The organism is Agrobacterium sp. fls2-241-TYG-188a, assembly GCF_030209845.1.
This window is the reverse complement of the sequence record NZ_JARVRD010000002.1, coordinates 567,329-587,326: the sequence shown is the minus strand read 5'-3', so window position 1 is coordinate 587,326 and position 19,998 is coordinate 567,329. Positions and strand designations below refer to the sequence as shown.

Here is a 19,998-nt window from a genome sequence, read left to right as displayed (position 1 = left end):
CCTCTGTTGTGAAGGATGGTTGAAAAGGAGCGCGGCGGCTCAACGCCGGAAGCTGCTGTCGGCAAGGCTCTTGGCCGCTCGGCGCATCGTGCGTACAAGCTCGGTCTCCCGGTCGCGGAAGAACCGCGCCTGCTTGACGTTGGAAACCCGCGCGGATGGCAGCATGGGAAAGGTCACGACGGAAATTTCCCAGAGATCGGCTTCCAGAATGCGGCGAATGCCACCACGCGCGGCCTTGCCCGCACGCACGGTCTGGAAGCCGATGGAAAGCCCGTCCAGCGCGCCTGTTTTCATCAGCGAGTGAACTTCCCTGGCTCTGGCAACCTCAGGCGCCAGCACACCCTCGACGAACAGGCCGCGCTCGTCTTCGCGAATGGTGCGCCATGCGCCGATCGGCTGGGCGGGGTCGTGCTGGTAAAGCATCCGGATGCCGGACGCGCCGCGCTCTTCAAGCGAGCGGCGGAATGCGCCGGGCTCGATCACGTCGCGGCCCAGATCCACCTCGCCGAAGACGCTGGCGTAACCTGAAAACACGCCGTCACCGGCGATGCCGCGCAGCTCCAGGCTGGCAAATTTGCGCGTGGCGGGGCGTGGCCCGCGATAAGCGTGCATGAAAAATCTCCTGCGATGTTTTAAGGGGATTTGCGGCGGCTCAACTCAGGGCTTGGGGCGGCCCGCGTAACGCTCGGCCACGCGCGCCATCACGCCAAGCCCCCACCAGGCGCAAAGGCTGGCGGCAGCAGATCCGGTCAGCATGATATCCTGCCCCGAAAGCCCCTCGGTAATCTCCAGCCGCTTGATGATCCACAGGCCCACAGGCCCGCCGAAGATCATGCCGCAGGCCAGCCCGGTCAGAAACCGGCTGGCCGCTTCGCGGTGGGTTTGCGGCAGCAGATAGATCAGCGAAACCCCGGCACCCGCCACCGCGCCGGTAAAGCGCGCAGCCAAAATGCCGCCTTCATTGGCAAATTCAGACATGGGTAATCATTCCGGGTTAGAGTGAACATGGTTGTGCAGCGAGCGCGCCACACGCCAGCAGTCGTGCTGTGCGCTTTTCCTTGAATCTTCAGAATCGGTTGGGGCGAAATCCTCACAGATCGATTGCGCATCTTCACAAACTGATTCAACGCGCCCTAGTAACCGACGGCCTCGCGCTTCTCGTCATCGCTCAAGAACGCCGCAGCCCCTACCCTTGCCCACAGCGCATCGCGCTCGCCGGAAAGCCCGGCAATCTTGTCGAGGTCAGGCTCCAGCCGCAACGCGCCTTCAAACAGCGGTGAGAACCAGGCGGAGAAGCTTGCGGCGGTCCGGCCGATCAGCGGAAGCACCGTCAGCCGGTAGAATGCGCGGTTGGCCTCCTGATAATTGGCGAAGGTGTTGTCTCCGGGAATGCCCAGCAGCATCGGCGGCACGCCCAGCGCCAGCGCAATGTCGCGGGCCGCACCGTTCTTGGCTTCCATGAAATCCATGTCCTTGGGTGAAAGGCCCATGCTTTTCCAGTCCAGCCCGCCTTCCAGAAGCAGCGGGCGGCCTGCATTCACCGCGCCCGCATAGCCATCCTCAAGCTCGCGCTTCAAACGCTCATACTGGTCGGCGGAGAGATTGCCGCCTTCCTTGGGCTGGTAGACCAGCGCACCGGAAGGGCGGGCGGAATTGTCGAGCAGCCGCTTGTTCCAGATACTGGCGGCATTGTGCAGATCAAGCGCTGCCCCCGCCGCCGAAAGCGGTGCAAATCCCTCATGGTCGCTCAGCGGGTTGAACAGTTTCAGATGCAGCAGGCCCAGCCCGTCACGGTCGGCATCGATGCGCCGCACCGCCCGCCCCTCGGCCCGATAGTCGAAAGCCGCAGGCCAGCCATCGCCGCCTTCAACAATGCTGATGCGGTCTGGCCGCAGAAGATGCAGCTCCCGCAATCTGTCGTCGACCACAAGTGGCTCGATGAATGCGCTGCCCGAGAGCATAAGGTGTCCGTAAAGCGCCTCCAGAAAATCCGGCCCGCTCATATGGCCATTGGGGCGGGAAAGCAGGCGCAGCAATGCGTGCTCGCCAATCTCCCTGTCGCCCTCATAGAGCAGCCAGCTGACGGAGGCCGCAGCTTCCGCAACCATGCGGGCGGCACGGTGGGCAACGGGGTTGCGCATGAAGCCCTCGCGGGCCAGTGCAGCATAGCTGCGCCCGGACCAATGGGCCCGGCCCATGTCGCCGGACAGCGCCAGAAAACCGCCCGCCGCCTTTCTTTCGGGCACGGCATCACGCTCCGCCGGGCGCCGCCACGGCAGGGAAAGAGAAAATCTCATGGAATGATCCTTCAACAAACGCCTTTAGCCCGTGCTGCGGCTGCAGACGGGTGACGGGTCGCTTCACATGGTCCTGTTTGTGTTACCGGATAGGCGTCTTGGTTGCTTTGTCGCTGTCGAAATCGGCGGCAACGCGCGTTTCCCGCAAGGGCTTTACCGTATTGGTGGACAGTTCATAGGCCGGGTCTGCCTTGTAGGCGGCAAGCGCCTCTTCGTTTTCGAATTCGCCATAGACGATGAAATCGACCGAATTGCCCCACTGGTCCCGCTTCACATTCTCGCCAATCTCAAGCTTTTGCGCGTGAGAGATGGCCGTCAGCCCCGAAAGCCCCTTGCGCACCGCGTCGCGGTTGGCCTCTGGTACGGTAAAGAAAACGATATGGCGGATCATCAAAACACCTGTCTTGGGAACGCGTGAGCGTCAACCGCCTATCATCCCGCCGCCTCCGGTGCAATCCGCGCGGCTTGCGGTCGCGGCTTGCAATCACGTCAATGCGGCGTGAAAAGCCCGGCCATATCCCGCCAGCAGTGCGGCGCGGTCATTGCCGTTGATGATGGCCCTGGCACCTTCCCAGTCGGCGCGGCTGGCGTCGAAATATTGCGAAAGGCGCCGCCCGGTAAAACTTCCGCGCAGCATTCCCTCGATGAGAATGGCGGCGGAAACCTGCGGCTCCAGCGCCCGTTCCGGCTGTGCTACGAGGTCTACGCCGATGACATCGGACATGGTCTGGTAGTTGCGCTTGTGCGTCAGCTGCACCAGCCCCCGGCCAAGCCAGCTTTTGCCGTCTGCGTCACGCCGCCAATAGGGTGTCCGCACCTGCCCCAGCCTTCCGGTTGCAAAGGCACGGTCCAGAATGCGGATCGCCGCGTCGTCGCTGGCGGCTAGTGTTTCGCGCACCGGCTGCATTGTCTGCGCCGTCTCGTGAAAGGCCGTGGCGAGTATATAGGCCAGCTGCCTGAGGTCGCCGCCGGGGGCGCGGGCTTCGAATTCGTTGAGCACAAGCTCGGTCCCCTCCACCTGGCGTGCGCTCAACCTTTCGGGAAACGGGTTGTCGCGAATCTCCGCAAAAAAGCGTTGCCTGTCGATCACCATTGTCACCTTTCCGAAATGACGCTCCTAAATGAGCGTTTTTCCCAGGGGTTCTTTGCAACCTAAATCGATTTGAAAAAATCCTAATCGATTTTAATTCGTGCGAACCGTTTTAAGAGAATATTTTACCTTGAATTAAGGAACTTTCGCCCGCTTACTCTGTTTCACACCGCGCAAAAGCTGCGCCAAACCCGCGAAGGAGGAATGCCATGACAGCGACTATTCCGCAGACCACCTACGATCGTATCGAAAGCGAATGGCGGCAAATGCGTGAGATGGGCTCCCAGCAGAAGCCTGCCCAGTCTACGAAAAAGTAAGGCAGTCGACATGCTGCCCGCAGCATGTCCGGACTGAACAATCGCCCGTGACGCCACACAGCGTCCCGGGCGTTTTCGTTTCCAGCCCTCACATCCCCCGCACTACATTCCCCGTACTCTTGGCTCGGCCATCGTCTCCATCGCCAGCGCCGTCAGCGCCCAGACAAGGGCATCCAGACGGTCGGGCGATTTTCGCGAAGACAACCCATCCGGGCCGAAGTCGGTCATCTGCTCCTCCAGTTTCTGAAACCTTCCCGCGTGCCGCACCCGGCCCTGCTCATAAAGCGCTGCCACCGGCTCGGCGCGGGTAAACTTGCCGCGACTGGCCCGCACCATTGATATCGGCAGGTTGGCGTCGATGCTTTTCAGCATGGCGCTTACCATTTCGCCGCCCTGGTTGACTTCCGCCACCACCCGGTCCGCCTCGAAACGCCGGAACGCTGCCACCACCGCCCGCGCCCAACCCGCAGGCGTGGCGCCCTCGGCGGAGCAATCCGCAAGAACCCGGAACGTCCCGTCAATGCCGATACCCGCCACCACGATCCCGCAGCAGGAGCCCTCGCCGCTTCCCGCTGGCGGGTCCACCGCCACGACAATCCGCGCCAGTGCAGGCGGCGGCGCCGGGTCGAAGATGGCTTCGAGATCGGCCAGCTTCCACAGGGCGTCGTCCCGCTGGGCAATCATCTCGCCGTCCAGCTCCTGCCGCCCCAGCCGCGTTCCGCCATAGCGTTTCATCATGGCGTCGATGAACCCCGGCGAGAGGTTTGAGGCATTGTCCGTGGTGCGCATCCGCACCGTCCGGCTGGCCGGGTCTTCCATCAGCGCCTTCAAGAGCGGTATCGGCCTTGGCGTCGTCGTCACCAGCTGGCGCGGCTTGTCGCCCAGGCGCAGCCCGAATTGCAGCATGTCCCAGGTCTCCTGGGCATAGCGCCACTTTGCCAGCTCGTCAGACCAGGCAAAGTGGAATTGCGGGCCACGCAGGCTTTCGGGGTCTTCCGACGAGAAGATCTGCGCCATCGCCCCGTTTGGCCAGATCAACCGGCGGCGCGATGGCTCGAATTCCGGTCGTCTGAACCGCGCCACGCGGCAGATGCCGGAGACGCCATCGATCATCACCTCGCGGGCATCTCCCAGCGTTTCCGCCACCAGCGCAATCCGCAGCTCGGAATGGTCGCCATGCGATGCGATGAGATGCACCCACTCGGACCCCGCCCTCGTCTTGCCGGAGCCGCGCCCGCCAATCAGCAGCCAGTTGCGCCAATCGCCCTCTGGCGGCTGCTGGGCCGTGCTGCCAACGAACCGCCAGTCGCGGTTCAACCGCGCCACGAACTGCTTCCTGTGTCTTTCGGCCAGCGCTTCCGTCATGCCTTTTGCAATCTCTTGGGCGCGCAGCTCTGCGCCGTCGTTGCCGCGACGTGCCAGCAATGCCCGTCCCGCCTCATTCTCGCCCGTCAGCTTGCGGCCCCTCCGGCGAAAGACCGGCATCGGCAAGTCTTGCCCGCACTTTCTGTTCGACGAGGTCATCGATCCGCCTCTGGAAGAAGGCCACAGCCTCTTCGTAGCTCTGGTTGTCCGCTTCGCTCTCGGCAGCCACCTCGCGGTCGCGGGCCAGTTGCCGTTGCAGCGTGTCGATCTTCTCAAGTGTCCGCACGATCAGCGACATGGCGTCGGTCGCGGCCTTCACATCGGCCCGCGCCGTCTTCCCCGCCCCATCGTCGATGGCCGCATCCAGCGCGCCATCCGCCCCTTCGCGCAAGTCACGAAAGAAGCGGAACTGCTCGCGCATCTCCGCCGTCATCTCGTTCAGCAGCCGCCACAACCCGTCCGGCCCGTCAATGGAGCCGGCTGGCCGCATATCTGCTGGTCGCTCCTGCGGCACGGATTTCATCTCCAGCACCACCAGCCGCGCGTCATAGACACGGCTTTGCGGCCACTCGCCGTAAAGCGAGAGCGCGTCACTCGTCATCAATGTCATGGTTATCTTCCACCTAAGCGCAACGAAGCCGCAAATGCATTACGTCGCGTTCACATCCGGCTAAGGGTGAGGCCTGAAGTTCATGGCTGAAGGGATCACAAGTCCTAAAGCCCCCGCTCCATCCGCACTTCTCCGACTGTACCTGAACACTACCCGAAGACCGTCACGCCGTCAAGGATTAAATTCCTATGATAGACGAAATTTATTCCGTGCACTTCTTCCACGCCTCTCTCCCGCATATTACACTGATCTCTTAAACAACGGCGAAGGACAGAAATATTGAGATGGATCAGACGCTTGGTCACGCCGCTTTCCAGCACGGGGATCGTCTTTGGCACGGTGCTGCTCTGCGTGTCGCTCACACCGTCCCTGCTGCCGCGCACCTTCGTCATGCAGGGTGTGCTGTGCGGTTTTTCCTTCGCCATCGGTTACTTCATCGGCATTCTGGCAAAGCATGTCGCCATCTATCTCGGCCTGCCGCAACCCTCGCGGCATGACAAGCGCGGCATTCTCTTCGTCGTCTCGCTTGCGGCCCTGGTCGCCGCCATCGGCTTTCTCTGGCAGGCCGCAACATGGCAGAACTCCATCCGCGCCCTCATGGAGCTTGATCCGCTAGACAGCGCCCACCGCATAAAGACCGGCGCCATTGCGGTTGGTGTCGCCGGGCTTCTCATTGGCTTTGGGCGGCTGTTCCAGATTGTCCGGCGGCTTTTTGCCCTGCGCAGCCGCCGTTTTCTGCCGCGCCGTCTGGCCAATGTCGTCGGCATCGCCGCCGCTGGCGTCATCGCGGTACTGCTTCTCAACGGCCTTGTGGTGGATATCGGCCTGCGCTTCCTGGACAGCTCGTTAAAGCAGGTGGACAGCCTCATAGAGCCGGATGTGCCCCGCCCTTCGGACCCCATGAAAACCGGCAGCGAAGCCTCGCTCATGTCGTGGGAATCGCTCGGTCGGCGCGGGCGTGAATTCGTGGCAACCGGCCCCCACAGCGCCGAAATTTCCGCCTTTACCGGTCGCCCGGCCATGGAGCCGATCCGCGTCTATGCGGGTCTCAACTCCGGGCAAACGCCTGCAGAGCGTGCCGCACTGGCGCTGGAGGAGCTGAAGCGCAGTGGCGGTTTTGCGCGCTCCACCCTGCTTGTCGTTGTGCCCACCGGCACCGGCTGGATAGACCCGGAAGCCCTTGATACAATTGAATATCTCCACTCAGGCGATGTCGCCAGCGTCGCCGTTCAATATTCCTATCTCTCCAGCTGGATCGCCCTTCTGACAGAGCCGGATTACGGCGTGGAAACGGCCCGCGCCCTGTTTGAAGCCATCTACGGCTACTGGACGACACTGCCGAAGGAAACCCGTCCAAAGCTCTATCTGCATGGGTTAAGCCTCGGCGCGCTCAACAGCCAGAAATCCTCCGATCTTTACGATGTTCTGGCCGATCCCTTTGAGGGCGCGCTTTGGAGCGGCCCGCCCTTTTCCAGCCCCACATGGCGTATGGCCACATCAGGGCGTGTTCCGGGCACGCCCTACTGGCTGCCGAAGTTCCGGGATTCCTCGGTCATCCGCTTTGCCGATCAGTATTCCAGCGCCCAGATGCCGGACAAGCCCTGGGGGCCCATGCGCATCGTCTATCTGCAATATGCCAGCGATCCCGTCACCTTCTTCGAAACATCGTCGGTCTATCGCCGTCCGGAATGGATGCAGCAGCCGCGCGGCCGTGACGTATCCTCATCCTTCCACTGGTTCCCGGTCGTCACCTCCCTGCAATTGCTGCTGGATGTCGCCGCCGCAACCACCGCCCCCATGGGTTACGGCCACGTCTATGCGCCCGAACATTACATAGACGCATGGCTGGAAGTGACCCAGCCCCAGGGCTGGAGCCCCGCCGAAATCCAGCGCCTGAAGATGTTCTTCAAGGCAAGGCGCGGCAGTATGGACCCGGTATAAAGCCAAGTCGTCACAACGGCGCCATCTTGCAAAATTACCCCTTAAGGGTAATATGAAGTATGGAAAAACGGCTCGCCCATTATGATCTAAAGACGATCATCGCCATCGTAAAAGAACGGCGCGCAGCAGTATTCACCAAGACCGCAATCGATGGCGGGCGGCGTATGGAACTCACGGTTGGCGAAATGATCGACGTCATCTGCGGGCTCAATGCAAAGTGTCTCTATAAGTCGATGACGACCCACAGCGACACCACTGTTTGGCAGGATGTCTACCATGCGGATACCCCCGGCGGCAGGGCCTATATCAAGCTGACGCTCTGAACGAACGGAGCATTGGTCATACAATTCAAGGAGTTGGAGTCATGAGTGATATCTGCATGTGCTGCGATTCTGGCGCAAAGATGAGCGCCTTTTCAAACGAAACCCACCGCATCGAACATCATGGGCTGGTGATCGAGATCGAAGGCCTTTCCGGCTTTCGCTGCCCGGTCTGCGGCGAAATCGAGTTTGATGCTGAAAGCGCCGAGCGCTACGCCGAGGCAAGTGATGCACTCATGCTGGAAGCCCGCCGTTCCACGGGTAAGGAGTTACGGCGCATCCGTAAAAAGCTCGGAATGAACCAGTTGGAAGCATCGAAAATTACCGGTGGCGGGCACAATGCCTTTTCGCGCTATGAAACCGGCAAGGTTACGCCTACGGCTGCCGTCATAAATCTCTTCCGCGTGCTGGAGAAGCACCCGGAGGAACTTGAGGAGCTTAAGCGGGCATAGCGCTGACACGCCACCTCACCGCGAGATCCGTGTCGACAATATCACCGAAGACAGGGTCCGCTCCACACCATCAAGCGCACCGATTCCATCGATCAGCCGGTCGAGATCCGCAATCGACGGTGCCGTCAGGATGGCGATGAGGTCGAAGCTGCCGCTTACGGAATGCAGCGTCGTCACCTCCTTGGTTGCCGCAAGCGCGGCTGTCACGCCCGCCAAAGCCTTTGGCGCAATCGTAATCAGCACATGTGCCCGCACCAGCCCCGAAAGATAGCTGTCGGAAAGCCTGATGCCATAGCCCGCAATCACCCCTTCCGCCTCCAGCCGCTCGATACGCGCCTGCACGGTGGTGCGGGAAAGCCCAAGCCTGCGCGCCAGCTCAGCCACCGGCATCCGCGCATTCTCGGCCAGCAGCGACAGCAACGCCCGGTCTTTTTCGCTTATCGGCATAATGCACAATCCTGTTGGCGATCTGGTCAATCTTACGGGTAAATCTGCACAGTGTGAAGCTACGAATCGACGCGAATTGACGGCATCATGGTACCTCAGTGCATTATCGCGAGGGGACAAAAATGAAACACATCGTCATTATCGGCGCGGGCAATATCGGCTCTGCAATCGCTTGGATGCTGGCCGTGACCGGCGATTACCGCGTCACCGTTGCAGACCGCTCCGCAGACCAGCTTGCCAATATTCCAGGCCATGAGCGCATCGATACAGAGATCGTCGATATCACCGATCGCCTTGGCCTGCAGGCTTTGTTGAAGGACAAGTTCGCGGTGCTGTCGGCAGCACCCTTCCACCTCACCGCCGGCATTGCCGAAGCAGCCGTTGCCGTCGGCACGCATTATCTCGACCTGACCGAAGACGTCGAATCCACCCGCAAGGTCAAGAAACTTGCCGAAACCGCCGAATGCGCGCTCATCCCGCAATGCGGCCTTGCACCCGGCTTCATTTCCATCGTCGCCGCAGATCTTGCCGCCCGCTTCGACAAGCTGGACAGCGTGCGGATGCGCGTCGGCGCGCTTCCGCAGTATCCGTCCAACGCCTTGAATTATAACCTCACATGGAGCACGGACGGGCTCATCAACGAATATATCGAGCCCTGCGAAGCCATTGTCGAGGGACGCCTTACCGCCGTTCCTGCACTCGAAGAACGCGAGGAATTCTCGCTCGACGGCATGACCTATGAGGCCTTCAACACCTCGGGCGGCCTTGGCACGCTTGCCGCCACGCTGGAAGGCAAGGTGCGCACCATGAACTACCGCACCATCCGTTATCCCGGCCACGTTTCCATCATGAAGGCCCTGCTCAACGACCTCAACCTGCGCAACAGGCGCGATGTGCTGAAAGACCTGTTCGAAAACGCCCTGCCCGCCACCATGCAGGATGTCGTCATCGTCTTCGTTACCGTCTGCGGCACGAAGAATGGCCGTTTCATGCAGGAAACCTATGCCCACAAGGTCTATGCCGGACCGGTCTCTGGCCGCATGATGAGCGCAATCCAGATCACCACCGCCGCCGGCATCACCACGGTCCTCGACCTTCTGGCACAGGACAAGCTGCCGCAAAAAGGCTTTGTCAAACAGGAGGATATCGGCTTGGCGGACTTCCTTGCCAACCGCTTCGGCCAGTATTACGCGCCAAAGGAAAGCCTGGCGAAGGTGGGTTGATTTACCAGCAGTGCCTGAGGGTGCGGTTTACCCTACCATCAGGCACACGCCCATGATTACGTCCCGCAAAACGTCCGAAACACCCGCTCATGCCCCATGGGCGCTTGAGCGTAAACCGCAAATTCCGGCAGCTCTTCATAGGGCCGCGCGATAGCCTTCAGCATGGCATGGAACGGCTCAAGATCGCCGTCTTCAACCGCCGCCGCAATCACCTCTTCGATACGGTGGTTGCGGGGAATGACTGCGGGATTGACGGCCCGCATGGCCTGCGCCCGCGCGCTTTCGGTCGTTGCTTCCTGCCAAGCCCGCTGGCGCCACCGGGCCAGCCATTCATCGGCACCGGCAAGGTCTATGAACATGCCGCGAAACGGCTCCGCGTTTCCATCGGCGGCGTCGCATAGCCTGCGGAACGTCAGCGTGTAATCCACTTCGGAACGGTGCATCAGGCTGAGCAGATCCTGCACCAATTGGCCGTCCGCATCGTCCTGCGTTGTCAGGCCAAGCTTCTTGCGCATCCCGGAAAGCCAGAGCTTCGGGAAGGCCTCGGCGAATTCGGCAAGCACGGCATTGGCCTCTTCCACCGCCTTGTCCTCATCGTCGTCCAGAAGAGGCAGCAGGCATTCCGCCAGCCGCGCAATGTTCCATTGGGCAATGCCGGGCTGGTTGTTATAGGCATAACGCCCCTGCGCATCAATAGAGGAGAAGACCTTGTTAGGATTATATTCATCCATGAAGGCGCACGGCCCGAAATCGATTGTTTCGCCCGATATCGCGACATTGTCGGTGTTCATGACCCCGTGGATGAAGCCCACCATCATCCAGCGGCATATGAGTTCGCGCTGGCGTGCAGCAATCGCCTGTAGCAGCGCAAGATAGGGCTTCGGCTCCGCCCGACCCTCCGGATAATGCCGCTCAATCACATAGTCACACAGCGCCTTGATGGCGTCGGTGTCTTCACGCGCGGCGAAATACTGAAAGGTGCCGACGCGAATATGGCTTGCCGCAACCCGTGTCACGACGCCACCGGGCAGACCGGTTTCCCGCTGCACCCGCTCTCCCGTCGCCACCGCCGCCAGCGCCCGCGTTGCAGGAATGCCAAGCGCGTGCATGGCTTCGGAAACGATATATTCGCGCAGGACAGGACCGAGCGCTGCCCTTCCATCACCCCGGCGTGAGAAGCGCGTCGGGCCGGAACCCTTGAGCTGGATGTCGCGGCGTTTGCCATTGGTATCAATGACTTCGCCGAGCAAGATCGCCCGGCCATCGCCCAGCTGTGGCACGAAATTGCCGAACTGATGGCCCGCATAGGCCATGGCCAGCGGCTCGGCACCCGCAGGCACCACATTGCCGGAAAAAATTGCCGCGAGCCTTGCGTCGTCAACGCCGGAAAGGTCGAGGCCAAGCTCCTGCGCAAGCTCATGGTTGAAGGCAATCAGCAAGGGTGCTGCAACCGGCGTTGGCAGCACTGCTGCGGAAAAATGCTCCGGCAGGCGGGCATAGGAATTGTCGAAACGGATCACGGGTTTTCTCCCTGTTTCCACTCATATGGGGACAGGCAACCGCAAATTCGAGGGTGCTTGGACCGCAAAGGTCGGGCCTTTTCGCGCAAGATGACGCGAACCTGCGAAAGATTACAACCCATTATTCACAATTGAATTACACAACCAGTGCTAGCAGTATCCGTTTTCAATTTCCATCGGGGTTTGTGTGGGACAAATGCATATGAAATCAGGTTTTTCACCGATATTGGCGGCTGGCTTTCTGTCCATCTGTCTTACCGCGCCTTCGTCGGCGCAGCAAATCGTCTACGCGGATCAGGGCAGCAACTGGAACGCCACCACCCGTAATTCATACTACACGCAGGATCAGGGCTCCCGTCTTATGCCTCTGTCGTGGTTGCGGGCGCTGAAGCGGCCGGATGGAACGAGCTTTCTGGCTGATGGCCTGACCCGCTATGGATATCTGCCCATGACGGGGCCATCTTCTGGCCTGCCCGTCGGCTTTCCGGTAACAGGCGATGGCCCGCAGCAAATGGTCGGCATGACCTGTTCCGCCTGTCACACCCGCGAAATCGCGGTCTCCGGCACGCGCTACCGTATCGATGGCGGACCGGCGCTGGTCGATTTTCACGGCCTTCTGGTGGACATAAACACCGCCACACAGACGATTGCCAATGACAAGGCCGCTTTTGATGCCTTCGCGAAGGAGGTGCTTGGCACCGAATATCAGGACCCCAATAGCCTTGCATGGCTGGAAACGGCGTTTGGACTGTGGACGCAGCGCTTCAACGCCATCGTCGCCAATGGCGTGCCGCATGAAAACTGGGGCGTCGGTCGTTTGGACGCGGTCGGCATGATCTTCAACCGCCTGACGGGTCTGGATATCGGCCCGCCGCCCTCCAATCTTCTGGTTGCCAATATCAAGCGTGCGGATGCGCCGGTTCGCTATCCCTTCCTGTGGAACGCCGCCATTCAGGATTACACGCAATGGCCGGGCTTTGCCGCCAATGGCAGCGATCTCCTGGGCCTCGCCCGCAATGTTGGCGAAGTCTATGGCGTCTTTGGAGAATTTGCGCCGAAGAGGGAAAAATGGTCGCTGCTGGGCTATGATTATCTGGCTGGAAATTCCGTCAATTTCAGCGGGCTTTCCACGCTGGAAGGCCTGATCAAGAAAATGGGACCGCCGAAATACCCCTTCCCGGTCGATCAGGCACTGGCGGCCCAGGGTGCTGTGGTTTTCAACCGCGCCGGCAACAATGGCTGCGCGGACTGTCACAGCATCCAGCCGGGGAAATCGCGTCTTTTCAACAAGACGTGGAGAACACCCATTCTGGATGTCGGCACCGACAGCCGCCAGTACGACGTCATGAGCTGGACCGCCTCGACAGGCGTCATGCAGGGAGCCCGTATTCCGTTCCTGAACGATAAGCTGGGCAAGACGGAGCCATCTATCGACATCCTCACCGTTGCGGTGGCGGGAAGCATCCTGCAGCACTATGGCAGCATATTGCTGGACACCCGCGAAAACGGCGCATCGCTGAAGGCCGCCGCCCCCACCGCGGACGCGAAGACCGCCAGCATTCCGGAACTGCGGCTGCCGAGCAACCTGCGTGAACTGAAGGAAGCCTTTCCAAGGTCGCGCGGTGAAGGCCGCACTGTCATGAAGAAGACGGCACCGGATGGCTCCACGGCCTTCAAATATGAATCGCGGGTGATACAAGGCATCTGGGCAACAGCACCATACCTGCACAACGGTTCCGTTCCGACACTGGCGGACCTGCTTAAACCCGCCGCCGAACGCCCGGCACAATTCAATGTCGGTCGCGATTATGACATTGAAAAGGTTGGACTAGCGTCCACGCAAAGCGGTGTTTCCTCAACAACCGTCACCACCGGCTGCGACAACCGCAATTCCGGCAACAGCCGCTGTGGTCATGAATTTGGCACGACCCTTCCGGATGCGGAAAAGCGCGCCCTGCTGGAATATTTGAAGACCCTTTGAGCGGCGGACCGGCACGGTTTCCCTGCCCCGGCCTCCCGGCGGCGATGGGGACCGTGCGGTACCCGTAATATTTATGCGAGTTCGCTCGTGCCTAGAAAGCCGCACTTGCTATGGCAAGCTTGCGGTTTTTCATATCGGCGACAAGGCTCTGGAAATCCAGGGATTTGAAATCCTTCACCGGCAGCGCTACCGCATCTGATGAAGCGAGCTGCGGTGGCTGGCAGTCGGTGCAGGCCGCATCTGCCATGGGCGGGGAAACCGCTTCCTCACCCTTGAAGCCGGATCGCAGACTTGCGGAACGCCTATCCATCGGCTCAAAACCGAACCGGCCGAGACCAGCGGCGTCAAAGCTGCGGTCAGTCGGCGGCTTCATCGCCTGCAACCACGAACGGGCAATCATTCGTTGGCCTTGCGACACGGTATAGTGAAGCGTTTGAGCCTGTTCGGCCTCTTGCGGGCCACAGCTGACACTGCCTGCCTGCGTCGCTGCCGGAACAGCACAACACAGCAATAGGGTCGCAATCGCGGTTCTTGAACGGAAAGCCGTCATCTCATCGCTCCCAGCCGAATCAGTGCCCATTTTCTGCGGGCGGGCAATGGCGAGGGTGCATTGATTAACAGTTAATTTCAACTATAAATAAATTAGAATTAACTTTACGACCCTGAAAACGGGGCATCTCACCTCAAAATCGTTAAAGACAGACGGCATTTCCCGCGGCGGAAGCAAGTCCGTCCGGTTGTGCTTGCACCTCTATTCACATTGGCATGTGTTCGGCGCGATTTGGCTGGCGGTGCCCGTGCGCGCACCAGCCAGCGCCACGTCTGTTGTTGCGGATGAACTTTAACCTGCCACTTTCGTTCCTATGCTGTTGTTGCACAGACATGAAAGGAAGTGGGAATGAACGATACCGCCTTGCCCGTAGAGATCGAAAGCGCAATCCGCACCATCCAAACCGATCTTCCGGTCAATGCGACCTTCCATGTGTGGCTGAAAGCGAAGAAAGCGGAGGAACCGGGCTCGGTGTCCTTCTCCAATCACAATGGCAAGTTCGGTGAAGTCTCCTCCACCAATGTCGATGAATACAACTTCCGTATCTGTCAGGTCTTTGGCGGCGGGCGGGTTGAGCTTAGCTATGATACCGTCACCACAGCTGTCTCGGTGATCTACTGGTTCACGGCCTCGGATGTGCTGGAAACCGGCATTACCGTGGTCCATACCAAGCCAGATAATGCCGCGCCTGATCTGCCGGATAGCTACCATTTCCGCCCACCCTTCGGCTGGATGAACGATCCCAACGGCTTTGGCCGCTTCGAGGGACGCCCGCATTTGTTCTATCAGCATTATTCGCACGGGTTGCGCTGGAACACGATGCATTGGGGCCATGCCGTGTCTTCGGATTACCTGCGCTGGCGGCATCTGCCGATCTTCCTCTTCCCGTCCGAAGATCTCACCACCCGACCGGACAAGCGCGGCGGTGCCTATTCGGGCTCCACCATTCCGCTCGTCGAAGGCACCGGCATCCGCGTGTTCTTTACCGAACAGGTGCAGGACCGCGTACCCGAACAGCAGATTCAGCTGACCGCAACATCCTCGGACCTCATCATGGCCGGTCAGGCCGATGTCATTCTCGGCCACCGTCCGGATGGGCAGGGACTGACGCCCGATTTTCGTGATCCCTACGTGGTGCGCGGCCCGGACGGGCTGTGGAAGATGCTTCTAGGCAGCCAGAGCGATGGCGGCGGTGTGATCCTCCTTTATGAGACACAGGACCCGACAGCCGCATCCGGCTGGACCTATGTCGGCAAGCTGTGGGTAGAAACGCGCTACAAGACAACCGCCATAGAATGCCCCTGCCTTCTGCCGCTCGATGGCCCCGCCAATTCGCGCTCAACCCGCTGGGTGCTGACCTACGGCCTCATGCATTCGGAAGATGCCGCAACCGGCCGCAAGAACCTCACCATGGCCGATGTCGGCTGGTTCGATGGCAAGACTTTTGTCAAGGAATTCGGGCAGGAGCTGGATTTCGGCACCGACAACTACGCCTTTCAGGCTTTCCTTGATGGCGATACCATTGTCGGCATTGGCTGGCTGGCCAACTGGGCGGATGCAACACCGGAAATCGATTTCCCCACCGCCATGACGCTTCCACGCCGCATCCATTTCTCCAACGGCGCCCTTTTGACACCGCCCATTGGCGCGGCGGAAAGCCTGCGCCACCGCATTCTCGACCGCACCAGGCTCGCCGCCGGTGAAAAAGTGGAGTTTCCCACCGGCGCCGTCGAGCTTCTGTTCGAGCTCACCAAACCCGGCCTTCCCTTCGAGCTGGAGCTTGATCATCCCGATGTCAGGCTCGGCGTCGTCTGCGATGAAACCGGCCTCTGGATTCGCCATGAGGATGGCAGCAGCGATGCCGCCTCGCCGCGCTATATCTCGCAGGGCGCGCGTCCGTTCCGGCTGCGCATCTTCATCGATTATGGCTCCATCGAGGTCTTTGCGGATCATGGGCGCTATGTCGGCACTAAGCGCATCGCCAGCTTCGAGCCGGTGCGGTCGGCGACGCTGAAAACCACCGAAGGTGCGGTGGCGCACGCCACCATCTGGTCGCTCAAGCAATAGGCTTCAGGAACATTCCGCGTGTTTCACCGTTCTCTTAACAATAGAACGACACACAGGAGAGCTTCATGACCAAGATACAGGAAACCGATCCCATTCTCTTTCCGTCTGAGGCGAACGAGAACAAGGGCGAGAAGAAGCGCGCTGGCCAGGGCATCGTCCTCGTCATTGCCGCCATCGGCATCATGGCCTTCGTCATCTACATGACGATGATCGTGTTCGCTACGACCCAATCCTGACGCATTGCTGACCAAATCCCTGTAATCAAAAGGAATTCCATCATGGACCCGCGCACCCCGCTCACAGAAAACGAAGATGCCCTCGATCAGAATCTGGTCGATCTCGAGGTAAACGACCTGCCTGCGGAAGGCGAGCTGTCACAGCAGGCTGAGCAGGAACTCCGCGAGGAAGAATCCGAAAGCGAAGACGACGCCTATCAGGAAAGCGACGAGGCCCTGCCGGATGATATGGAAGAGCGCGTCATTGACCGCAACCCTTCCCGCGAAGGCGGCGCTTTCGACGAGGTGTAAACCCAGATCTGAAACAGTTGGCTATTGGAAGGCGGCAGGACCAATGGGTCCCGCCGCCTTTTTCATGCGTTCAGTCGATTCGGGACGGGCTGTAGCCAACGTCGCGCATGGCCGCCTCAGCCGCATCGGCATCGCCCGCGACAGTCACCCTGTGCGTTGCCAGATCGACCGTGACGTCAGCGCCGGGAAGTGCTTCCGAAAGCGCGCCGCGCACCGTCTTTTCGCAGTGGGCGCATGTCATGTCGGGTACGGAAAATATTGATGTCATAGGTCTTTCCTTTCAGCGCTTAACTTTGATGTCTGCTCCTGGGTGAACCGGCGTGTCGGTCCCGGCCAGGTCGTCCAGTATCGGGCAATCGGGCCGGTTATCGCCGCCGCAACAATGGGCAAGGTGGGATAGTGTTTTCACCATGCCCTTCATTTCCGCAATCTTGCGTTCCAGATCGGCAATATGAGCAAGGGCGATATCCTTGACCGCGGCACTTTCCCGCCCCTTGTCGCGCCACAGCTTCAGCAGCGTTTCCGTTTCTTCCAGCGAAAAGCCGAGCGTGCGGGACCGTTTTATGAAGCGCAGATTGTGGATATCCTGATCGCCATAGGTGCGATAATTATTGCCCGTCCTCATGGCTGGCGTGATAAGGCCGATCTGCTCGTAATAGCGGATCATCTTGGCGGAAACGCCCGACGCCTGAGAAGCCTGCCCGATATTCATAGCGCATCCTTTCGGTCTGAGATCGCAACCCTCTTCAACCGCAGAGCATTGCCCAGCACGAAGACGGACGACAGCGCCATGGCGCCCGCCCCCAGCATGGGAGAAAGCGTGATGCCGAAGGCCGGATAGAGAACACCGGCGGCCACCGGGATGAGTGCTGCATTGTAACCGAAGGCCCAGAACAGGTTCTGGCGAATGTTGCGCATGGTAGCACGGCTCATTTCCATGGCGTGAACCACGCCGACAAGGTCTCCGCTCACCAGCACGACATCGGCGCTTTCAATAGCCACATCCGTTCCGGTACCGATGGCGATACCGATATCGGCCCGAGCAAGCGCCGGTGCATCATTGATGCCATCTCCAACGAAAGCGATGGTTCTTTCGCCCTTTCGCAGATCTTCGATGGCCTGCACCTTGCCCTCCGGCAACACCTCGGCCAGAACCCTGTCTATGCCCACCTGCCGGGCAATGGCCTGTGCGGTCCTTGCATTGTCGCCGGTCACCATGACGACCTCGACACCGAGATTTTTCAGGGAGCGGATTGCACCCGCACTCGATGGCTTCAGGGGATCAGCCACTGCAATGATGGCCGCCAGCCTGCCCTCGATGGCGGCATAGAGCGGCGTCTTGCCCTCGTCAGCCAGACGCTGTGCGTCCTGCGCGAAAGGCTTGACCGACAGTCCGAGCTTGACCATCAGCCGGTCTGCGCCCACCGCGACCTGTCTGCCATCGACCGTCGCCGAAATCCCGTAGCCAGTCAGACTTTCGAACGCGGTGATAGTCGGCTGCCGGTCCGGTGCCACCGCAGGGTTTCTGGTCTTTGCTGCCTCAACGATTGCCTCGGCGACGGGGTGTTCCGAGCGGCTTTCCACGGCAGCGACCAGCGACAGAACCTCTCCCTCATCAAAGCCATCTGCGACAATGAGATCGGTCATCTCGGGCATTCCCTTGGTCACCGTGCCGGTCTTGTCGAGGACAACCACATCGGCAGACCGCAGCGATTGGAGGGCTTCTCCCTTGCGAAACAGCACGCCCAGTTCCGCAGCCCTGCCGGTGCCCACCATGATGGATGTCGGCGTGGCGAGCCCCATGGCGCAGGGGCAGGCGATGATGAGAACTGCGACCGCATTGATCAGCGCAAAGGTGTAGGCAGGCTCAGGCCCGAACATTGCCCAGACAATGAATGTCAGGATTGCGATGGCAATGACGACAGGCACGAACAGCGCCGTGACGCGGTCCACCAGAAGCTGGATCGGCAACTTTGCGCCCTGCGCCTGCTCCACAAGCCGGATGATCTGCGACAGCATCGTATCGGCGCCGACCTTGGTTGCCTGGAATTTCAGCGTGCCGTTTTTGTTGATGGTCCCGCCCGTAACGGATGCGCCAAGCGCCTTTTCCACCGGTACCGGTTCGCCCGAGATCATGGATTCATCGATGAAGGACGAGCCTTCCACGACCTTGCCATCCACGGGCAGACGCTCGCCGGGGCGGATGATGATGGTGTCGCCGACCCTCACCTCATCAGCGGGAATATCCACTGTCTGCCCGTCTCGCTCCACCCGCGCGGTCTTTGCCTGAAGCGTCATCAGCTTGCGGATGGCATCGCCGGTTCTACCACTGGCGCGCGCTTCCAGCAGCCGCCCGAACAGGATGAGCGTCACGATGACAGTCGCCGCCTCGTAATAGACATGGCGGGCATTTTCCGGCAGCAGGCCGGGCGCAAAGGTCGTCACCAGAGAGTAGAGGTAGGCCGCGCTGACGCCGAGGGCAACCAGCGAATTCATCTCGGGCGCGCCGCGCAGCAAAGCCGGAATGCCGCTTTTCAGAAACCGCAGACCCGGCCCTGATATGACCGCCGTCGCCAGCAGGAAATAGAGATAATAGAGGTTCTGGACGTCGATGACGCCCATCAGCCAATGATGCATGGGTGCATAGAGATGACCGCCCATTTCCAGAATGAAAAGCGGTGCCGTCAGGATAGCAGCGACGGTCAGGTCGCGCTTCAAACGAACCTCATCACCGGCGTGATGCATATGATCATGGCCTGCGGCAGCGTCGTCATGGGCCTCGCCATGGCGCGGCTTTTTCTGCTTTGCCAGCGCAAAGCCAGCGGCCTTTGCCGTCTCAACCAGCATCTCGCCTTCGCGATTTCCCCCCATGCCCTCGACGGTAACATTGCCAGCCTCGTCAACTTCGGCATTGAGCGTCGTCGCAACCGCCTCCAGCACGGCTTTCAGCCGCGCCGCATCCTGCGGGCCTTTCAGCCCGGTTGCGAAGAGTTCATGCCGTTCCGGCACAACCTCATAGCCAATCTTCTTGACGGCAGCGGCAAGCGTCTTTGCCGAAAAGCCATCGGCCGCCTCAACGGTCAGCTTTCTGGTGGCGAAATTGACCGAGCTTGTGGCGACACCCGGCACCTTGCCAGCCGCAGTCTCGACGCGCCGCACGCAGGACGCGCAGGTCATGCCGTCCACGGACAGGGAGATCGGTTCGGCCTGGGTCAACGTCTTGATGGTCTCGTTCATGGGATTTCCCCTTTCACGAGCCGTTGTAATGGTTACCATCATGGGAAGGTCAAG

At 60.4% G+C, this 19,998-nt stretch carries 22 protein-coding genes; 9 read left to right on the top strand and 13 right to left on the bottom strand.

The window, feature by feature from the left end; translation table 11 throughout:
• Positions 1-39 precede the first annotated feature (39 nt).
• The 3 genes from QRN85_RS09635 to QRN85_RS09625 form a co-directional block, all read right to left on the bottom strand.
• Positions 40-612: an HK97 family phage prohead protease gene (locus QRN85_RS09635; protein WP_113100597.1), complete on the bottom strand. Its 573-nt coding sequence runs from the start codon at positions 610-612 to the stop codon at positions 40-42.
• Positions 613-657: 45 nt separating this feature from the next.
• Entirely contained in the window at positions 658-978 is a 321-nt protein-coding gene (locus QRN85_RS09630; protein ID WP_112961139.1) for a DUF6107 family protein, read from the bottom strand.
• A 155-nt stretch (positions 979-1,133) separates the two neighbouring features.
• Positions 1,134-2,246, bottom strand: a complete 1,113-nt coding sequence (locus tag QRN85_RS09625) for a phage portal protein (protein ID WP_350225066.1) — start codon at positions 2,244-2,246, stop codon at positions 1,134-1,136.
• Here QRN85_RS09625 and QRN85_RS24505 point away from each other — a divergent pair.
• Entirely contained in the window at positions 2,159-2,476 is a 318-nt protein-coding gene (locus tag QRN85_RS24505; protein ID WP_350225065.1) for a DUF6094 domain-containing protein, read from the top strand. The two genes, QRN85_RS09625 and QRN85_RS24505, sit on opposite strands and share 88 nt — an antisense overlap.
• Here the strand turns inward: QRN85_RS24505 and QRN85_RS09620 are convergent.
• From QRN85_RS09620 to QRN85_RS09605, 4 genes are all read right to left on the bottom strand, one after another.
• Complete coding sequence (locus QRN85_RS09620) at positions 2,380-2,688, bottom strand: Dabb family protein (RefSeq protein WP_113100601.1); 309 nt, start codon at positions 2,686-2,688, stop codon at positions 2,380-2,382. The genes QRN85_RS24505 and QRN85_RS09620 overlap by 97 nt on opposite strands.
• 93 nt (positions 2,689-2,781) lie before the next feature.
• On the bottom strand, positions 2,782-3,390 hold the full coding sequence (locus QRN85_RS09615) for a hypothetical protein (protein WP_113100603.1): 609 nt from the start codon (positions 3,388-3,390) through the stop codon (positions 2,782-2,784).
• A 416-nt stretch (positions 3,391-3,806) separates the two neighbouring features.
• Entirely contained in the window at positions 3,807-5,069 is a 1,263-nt protein-coding gene (locus tag QRN85_RS09610; protein WP_284758823.1) for a DNA-packaging protein, read from the bottom strand.
• Positions 5,070-5,142: 73 nt separating this feature from the next.
• Entirely contained in the window at positions 5,143-5,679 is a 537-nt protein-coding gene (locus QRN85_RS09605) for a hypothetical protein (RefSeq protein WP_284757664.1), read from the bottom strand.
• Positions 5,680-5,958: 279 nt separating this feature from the next.
• On the opposite strand from QRN85_RS09605, the gene QRN85_RS09600 reads away from it, so the two are divergent.
• Genes QRN85_RS09600 through QRN85_RS09590 form a run of 3 tightly spaced genes read left to right on the top strand, consistent with a single transcriptional unit; the run spans position 5,959 to position 8,392 of the window.
• Positions 5,959-7,620, top strand: a complete 1,662-nt coding sequence (locus QRN85_RS09600) for an alpha/beta hydrolase (protein WP_502870761.1) — start codon at positions 5,959-5,961, stop codon at positions 7,618-7,620.
• Positions 7,621-7,679: 59 nt separating this feature from the next.
• Positions 7,680-7,943, top strand: a complete 264-nt coding sequence (locus tag QRN85_RS09595; protein WP_284757663.1) for a type II toxin-antitoxin system MqsR family toxin — start codon at positions 7,680-7,682, stop codon at positions 7,941-7,943.
• A gap of 41 nt (positions 7,944-7,984) precedes the next feature.
• Complete coding sequence (locus QRN85_RS09590; RefSeq protein ID WP_113218052.1) at positions 7,985-8,392, top strand: type II toxin-antitoxin system MqsA family antitoxin; 408 nt, start codon at positions 7,985-7,987, stop codon at positions 8,390-8,392.
• Between the two features lie 15 nt (positions 8,393-8,407).
• Here QRN85_RS09590 and QRN85_RS09585 read toward each other — a convergent pair whose 3' ends face one another.
• Positions 8,408-8,839 carry an Lrp/AsnC family transcriptional regulator gene (locus QRN85_RS09585; RefSeq protein ID WP_113218051.1) on the bottom strand — a complete coding sequence of 144 codons (432 nt, stop codon included), beginning with the start codon at positions 8,837-8,839 and terminating at the stop codon, positions 8,408-8,410.
• Positions 8,840-8,961: 122 nt separating this feature from the next.
• On the opposite strand from QRN85_RS09585, the gene QRN85_RS09580 reads away from it, so the two are divergent.
• Positions 8,962-10,062, top strand: a complete 1,101-nt coding sequence (locus tag QRN85_RS09580; RefSeq protein ID WP_113100611.1) for a saccharopine dehydrogenase family protein — start codon at positions 8,962-8,964, stop codon at positions 10,060-10,062.
• Between the two features lie 56 nt (positions 10,063-10,118).
• Here QRN85_RS09580 and QRN85_RS09575 read toward each other — a convergent pair whose 3' ends face one another.
• Positions 10,119-11,579: a protein adenylyltransferase SelO gene (locus QRN85_RS09575; RefSeq protein WP_284758821.1), complete on the bottom strand. Its 1,461-nt coding sequence runs from the start codon at positions 11,577-11,579 to the stop codon at positions 10,119-10,121.
• A gap of 205 nt (positions 11,580-11,784) precedes the next feature.
• Here QRN85_RS09575 and QRN85_RS09570 point away from each other — a divergent pair, with 205 nt between their 5' ends.
• Entirely contained in the window at positions 11,785-13,563 is a 1,779-nt protein-coding gene (locus QRN85_RS09570; RefSeq protein ID WP_284757662.1) for a di-heme-cytochrome C peroxidase, read from the top strand.
• Positions 13,564-13,654: 91 nt separating this feature from the next.
• On the opposite strand, the gene QRN85_RS09565 is transcribed toward QRN85_RS09570, so the two are convergent.
• Positions 13,655-14,113: a hypothetical protein gene (locus QRN85_RS09565; RefSeq protein ID WP_284757660.1), complete on the bottom strand. Its 459-nt coding sequence runs from the start codon at positions 14,111-14,113 to the stop codon at positions 13,655-13,657.
• 348 nt (positions 14,114-14,461) lie between these two features.
• Here QRN85_RS09565 and QRN85_RS09560 point away from each other — a divergent pair, with 348 nt between their 5' ends.
• The 3 genes from QRN85_RS09560 to QRN85_RS09550 all read left to right on the top strand — a co-directional run bounded on the left by QRN85_RS09560 (position 14,462) and on the right by QRN85_RS09550 (position 16,707).
• Positions 14,462-16,180 (top strand): GH32 C-terminal domain-containing protein, encoded by a 1,719-nt coding sequence (locus QRN85_RS09560; protein ID WP_284757659.1) that lies wholly within the window; start codon positions 14,462-14,464, stop codon positions 16,178-16,180.
• Between the two features lie 65 nt (positions 16,181-16,245).
• Entirely contained in the window at positions 16,246-16,416 is a 171-nt protein-coding gene (locus QRN85_RS09555; protein ID WP_284757658.1) for a hypothetical protein, read from the top strand.
• 42 nt (positions 16,417-16,458) lie between these two features.
• Positions 16,459-16,707 (top strand): hypothetical protein, encoded by a 249-nt coding sequence (locus tag QRN85_RS09550; protein WP_284757657.1) that lies wholly within the window; start codon positions 16,459-16,461, stop codon positions 16,705-16,707.
• A gap of 70 nt (positions 16,708-16,777) precedes the next feature.
• Here the strand turns inward: QRN85_RS09550 and QRN85_RS09545 are convergent, their stop codons facing one another.
• Genes QRN85_RS09545 through QRN85_RS09535 form a run of 3 tightly spaced genes read right to left on the bottom strand, consistent with a single transcriptional unit; the run spans position 16,778 to position 19,944 of the window.
• Positions 16,778-16,975 (bottom strand): heavy-metal-associated domain-containing protein, encoded by a 198-nt coding sequence (locus QRN85_RS09545; RefSeq protein ID WP_062586850.1) that lies wholly within the window; start codon positions 16,973-16,975, stop codon positions 16,778-16,780.
• Positions 16,976-16,987: 12 nt separating this feature from the next.
• Positions 16,988-17,419: a Cu(I)-responsive transcriptional regulator gene (cueR, locus tag QRN85_RS09540; RefSeq protein WP_284757655.1), complete on the bottom strand. Its 432-nt coding sequence runs from the start codon at positions 17,417-17,419 to the stop codon at positions 16,988-16,990.
• A complete protein-coding gene (locus QRN85_RS09535; RefSeq protein WP_284757654.1) occupies positions 17,416-19,944 on the bottom strand; it encodes a heavy metal translocating P-type ATPase in 2,529 nt (842 codons plus the stop codon). The genes cueR and QRN85_RS09535 overlap by 4 nt, the downstream gene beginning before the upstream one ends.
• Positions 19,945-19,998 lie beyond the last annotated feature (54 nt).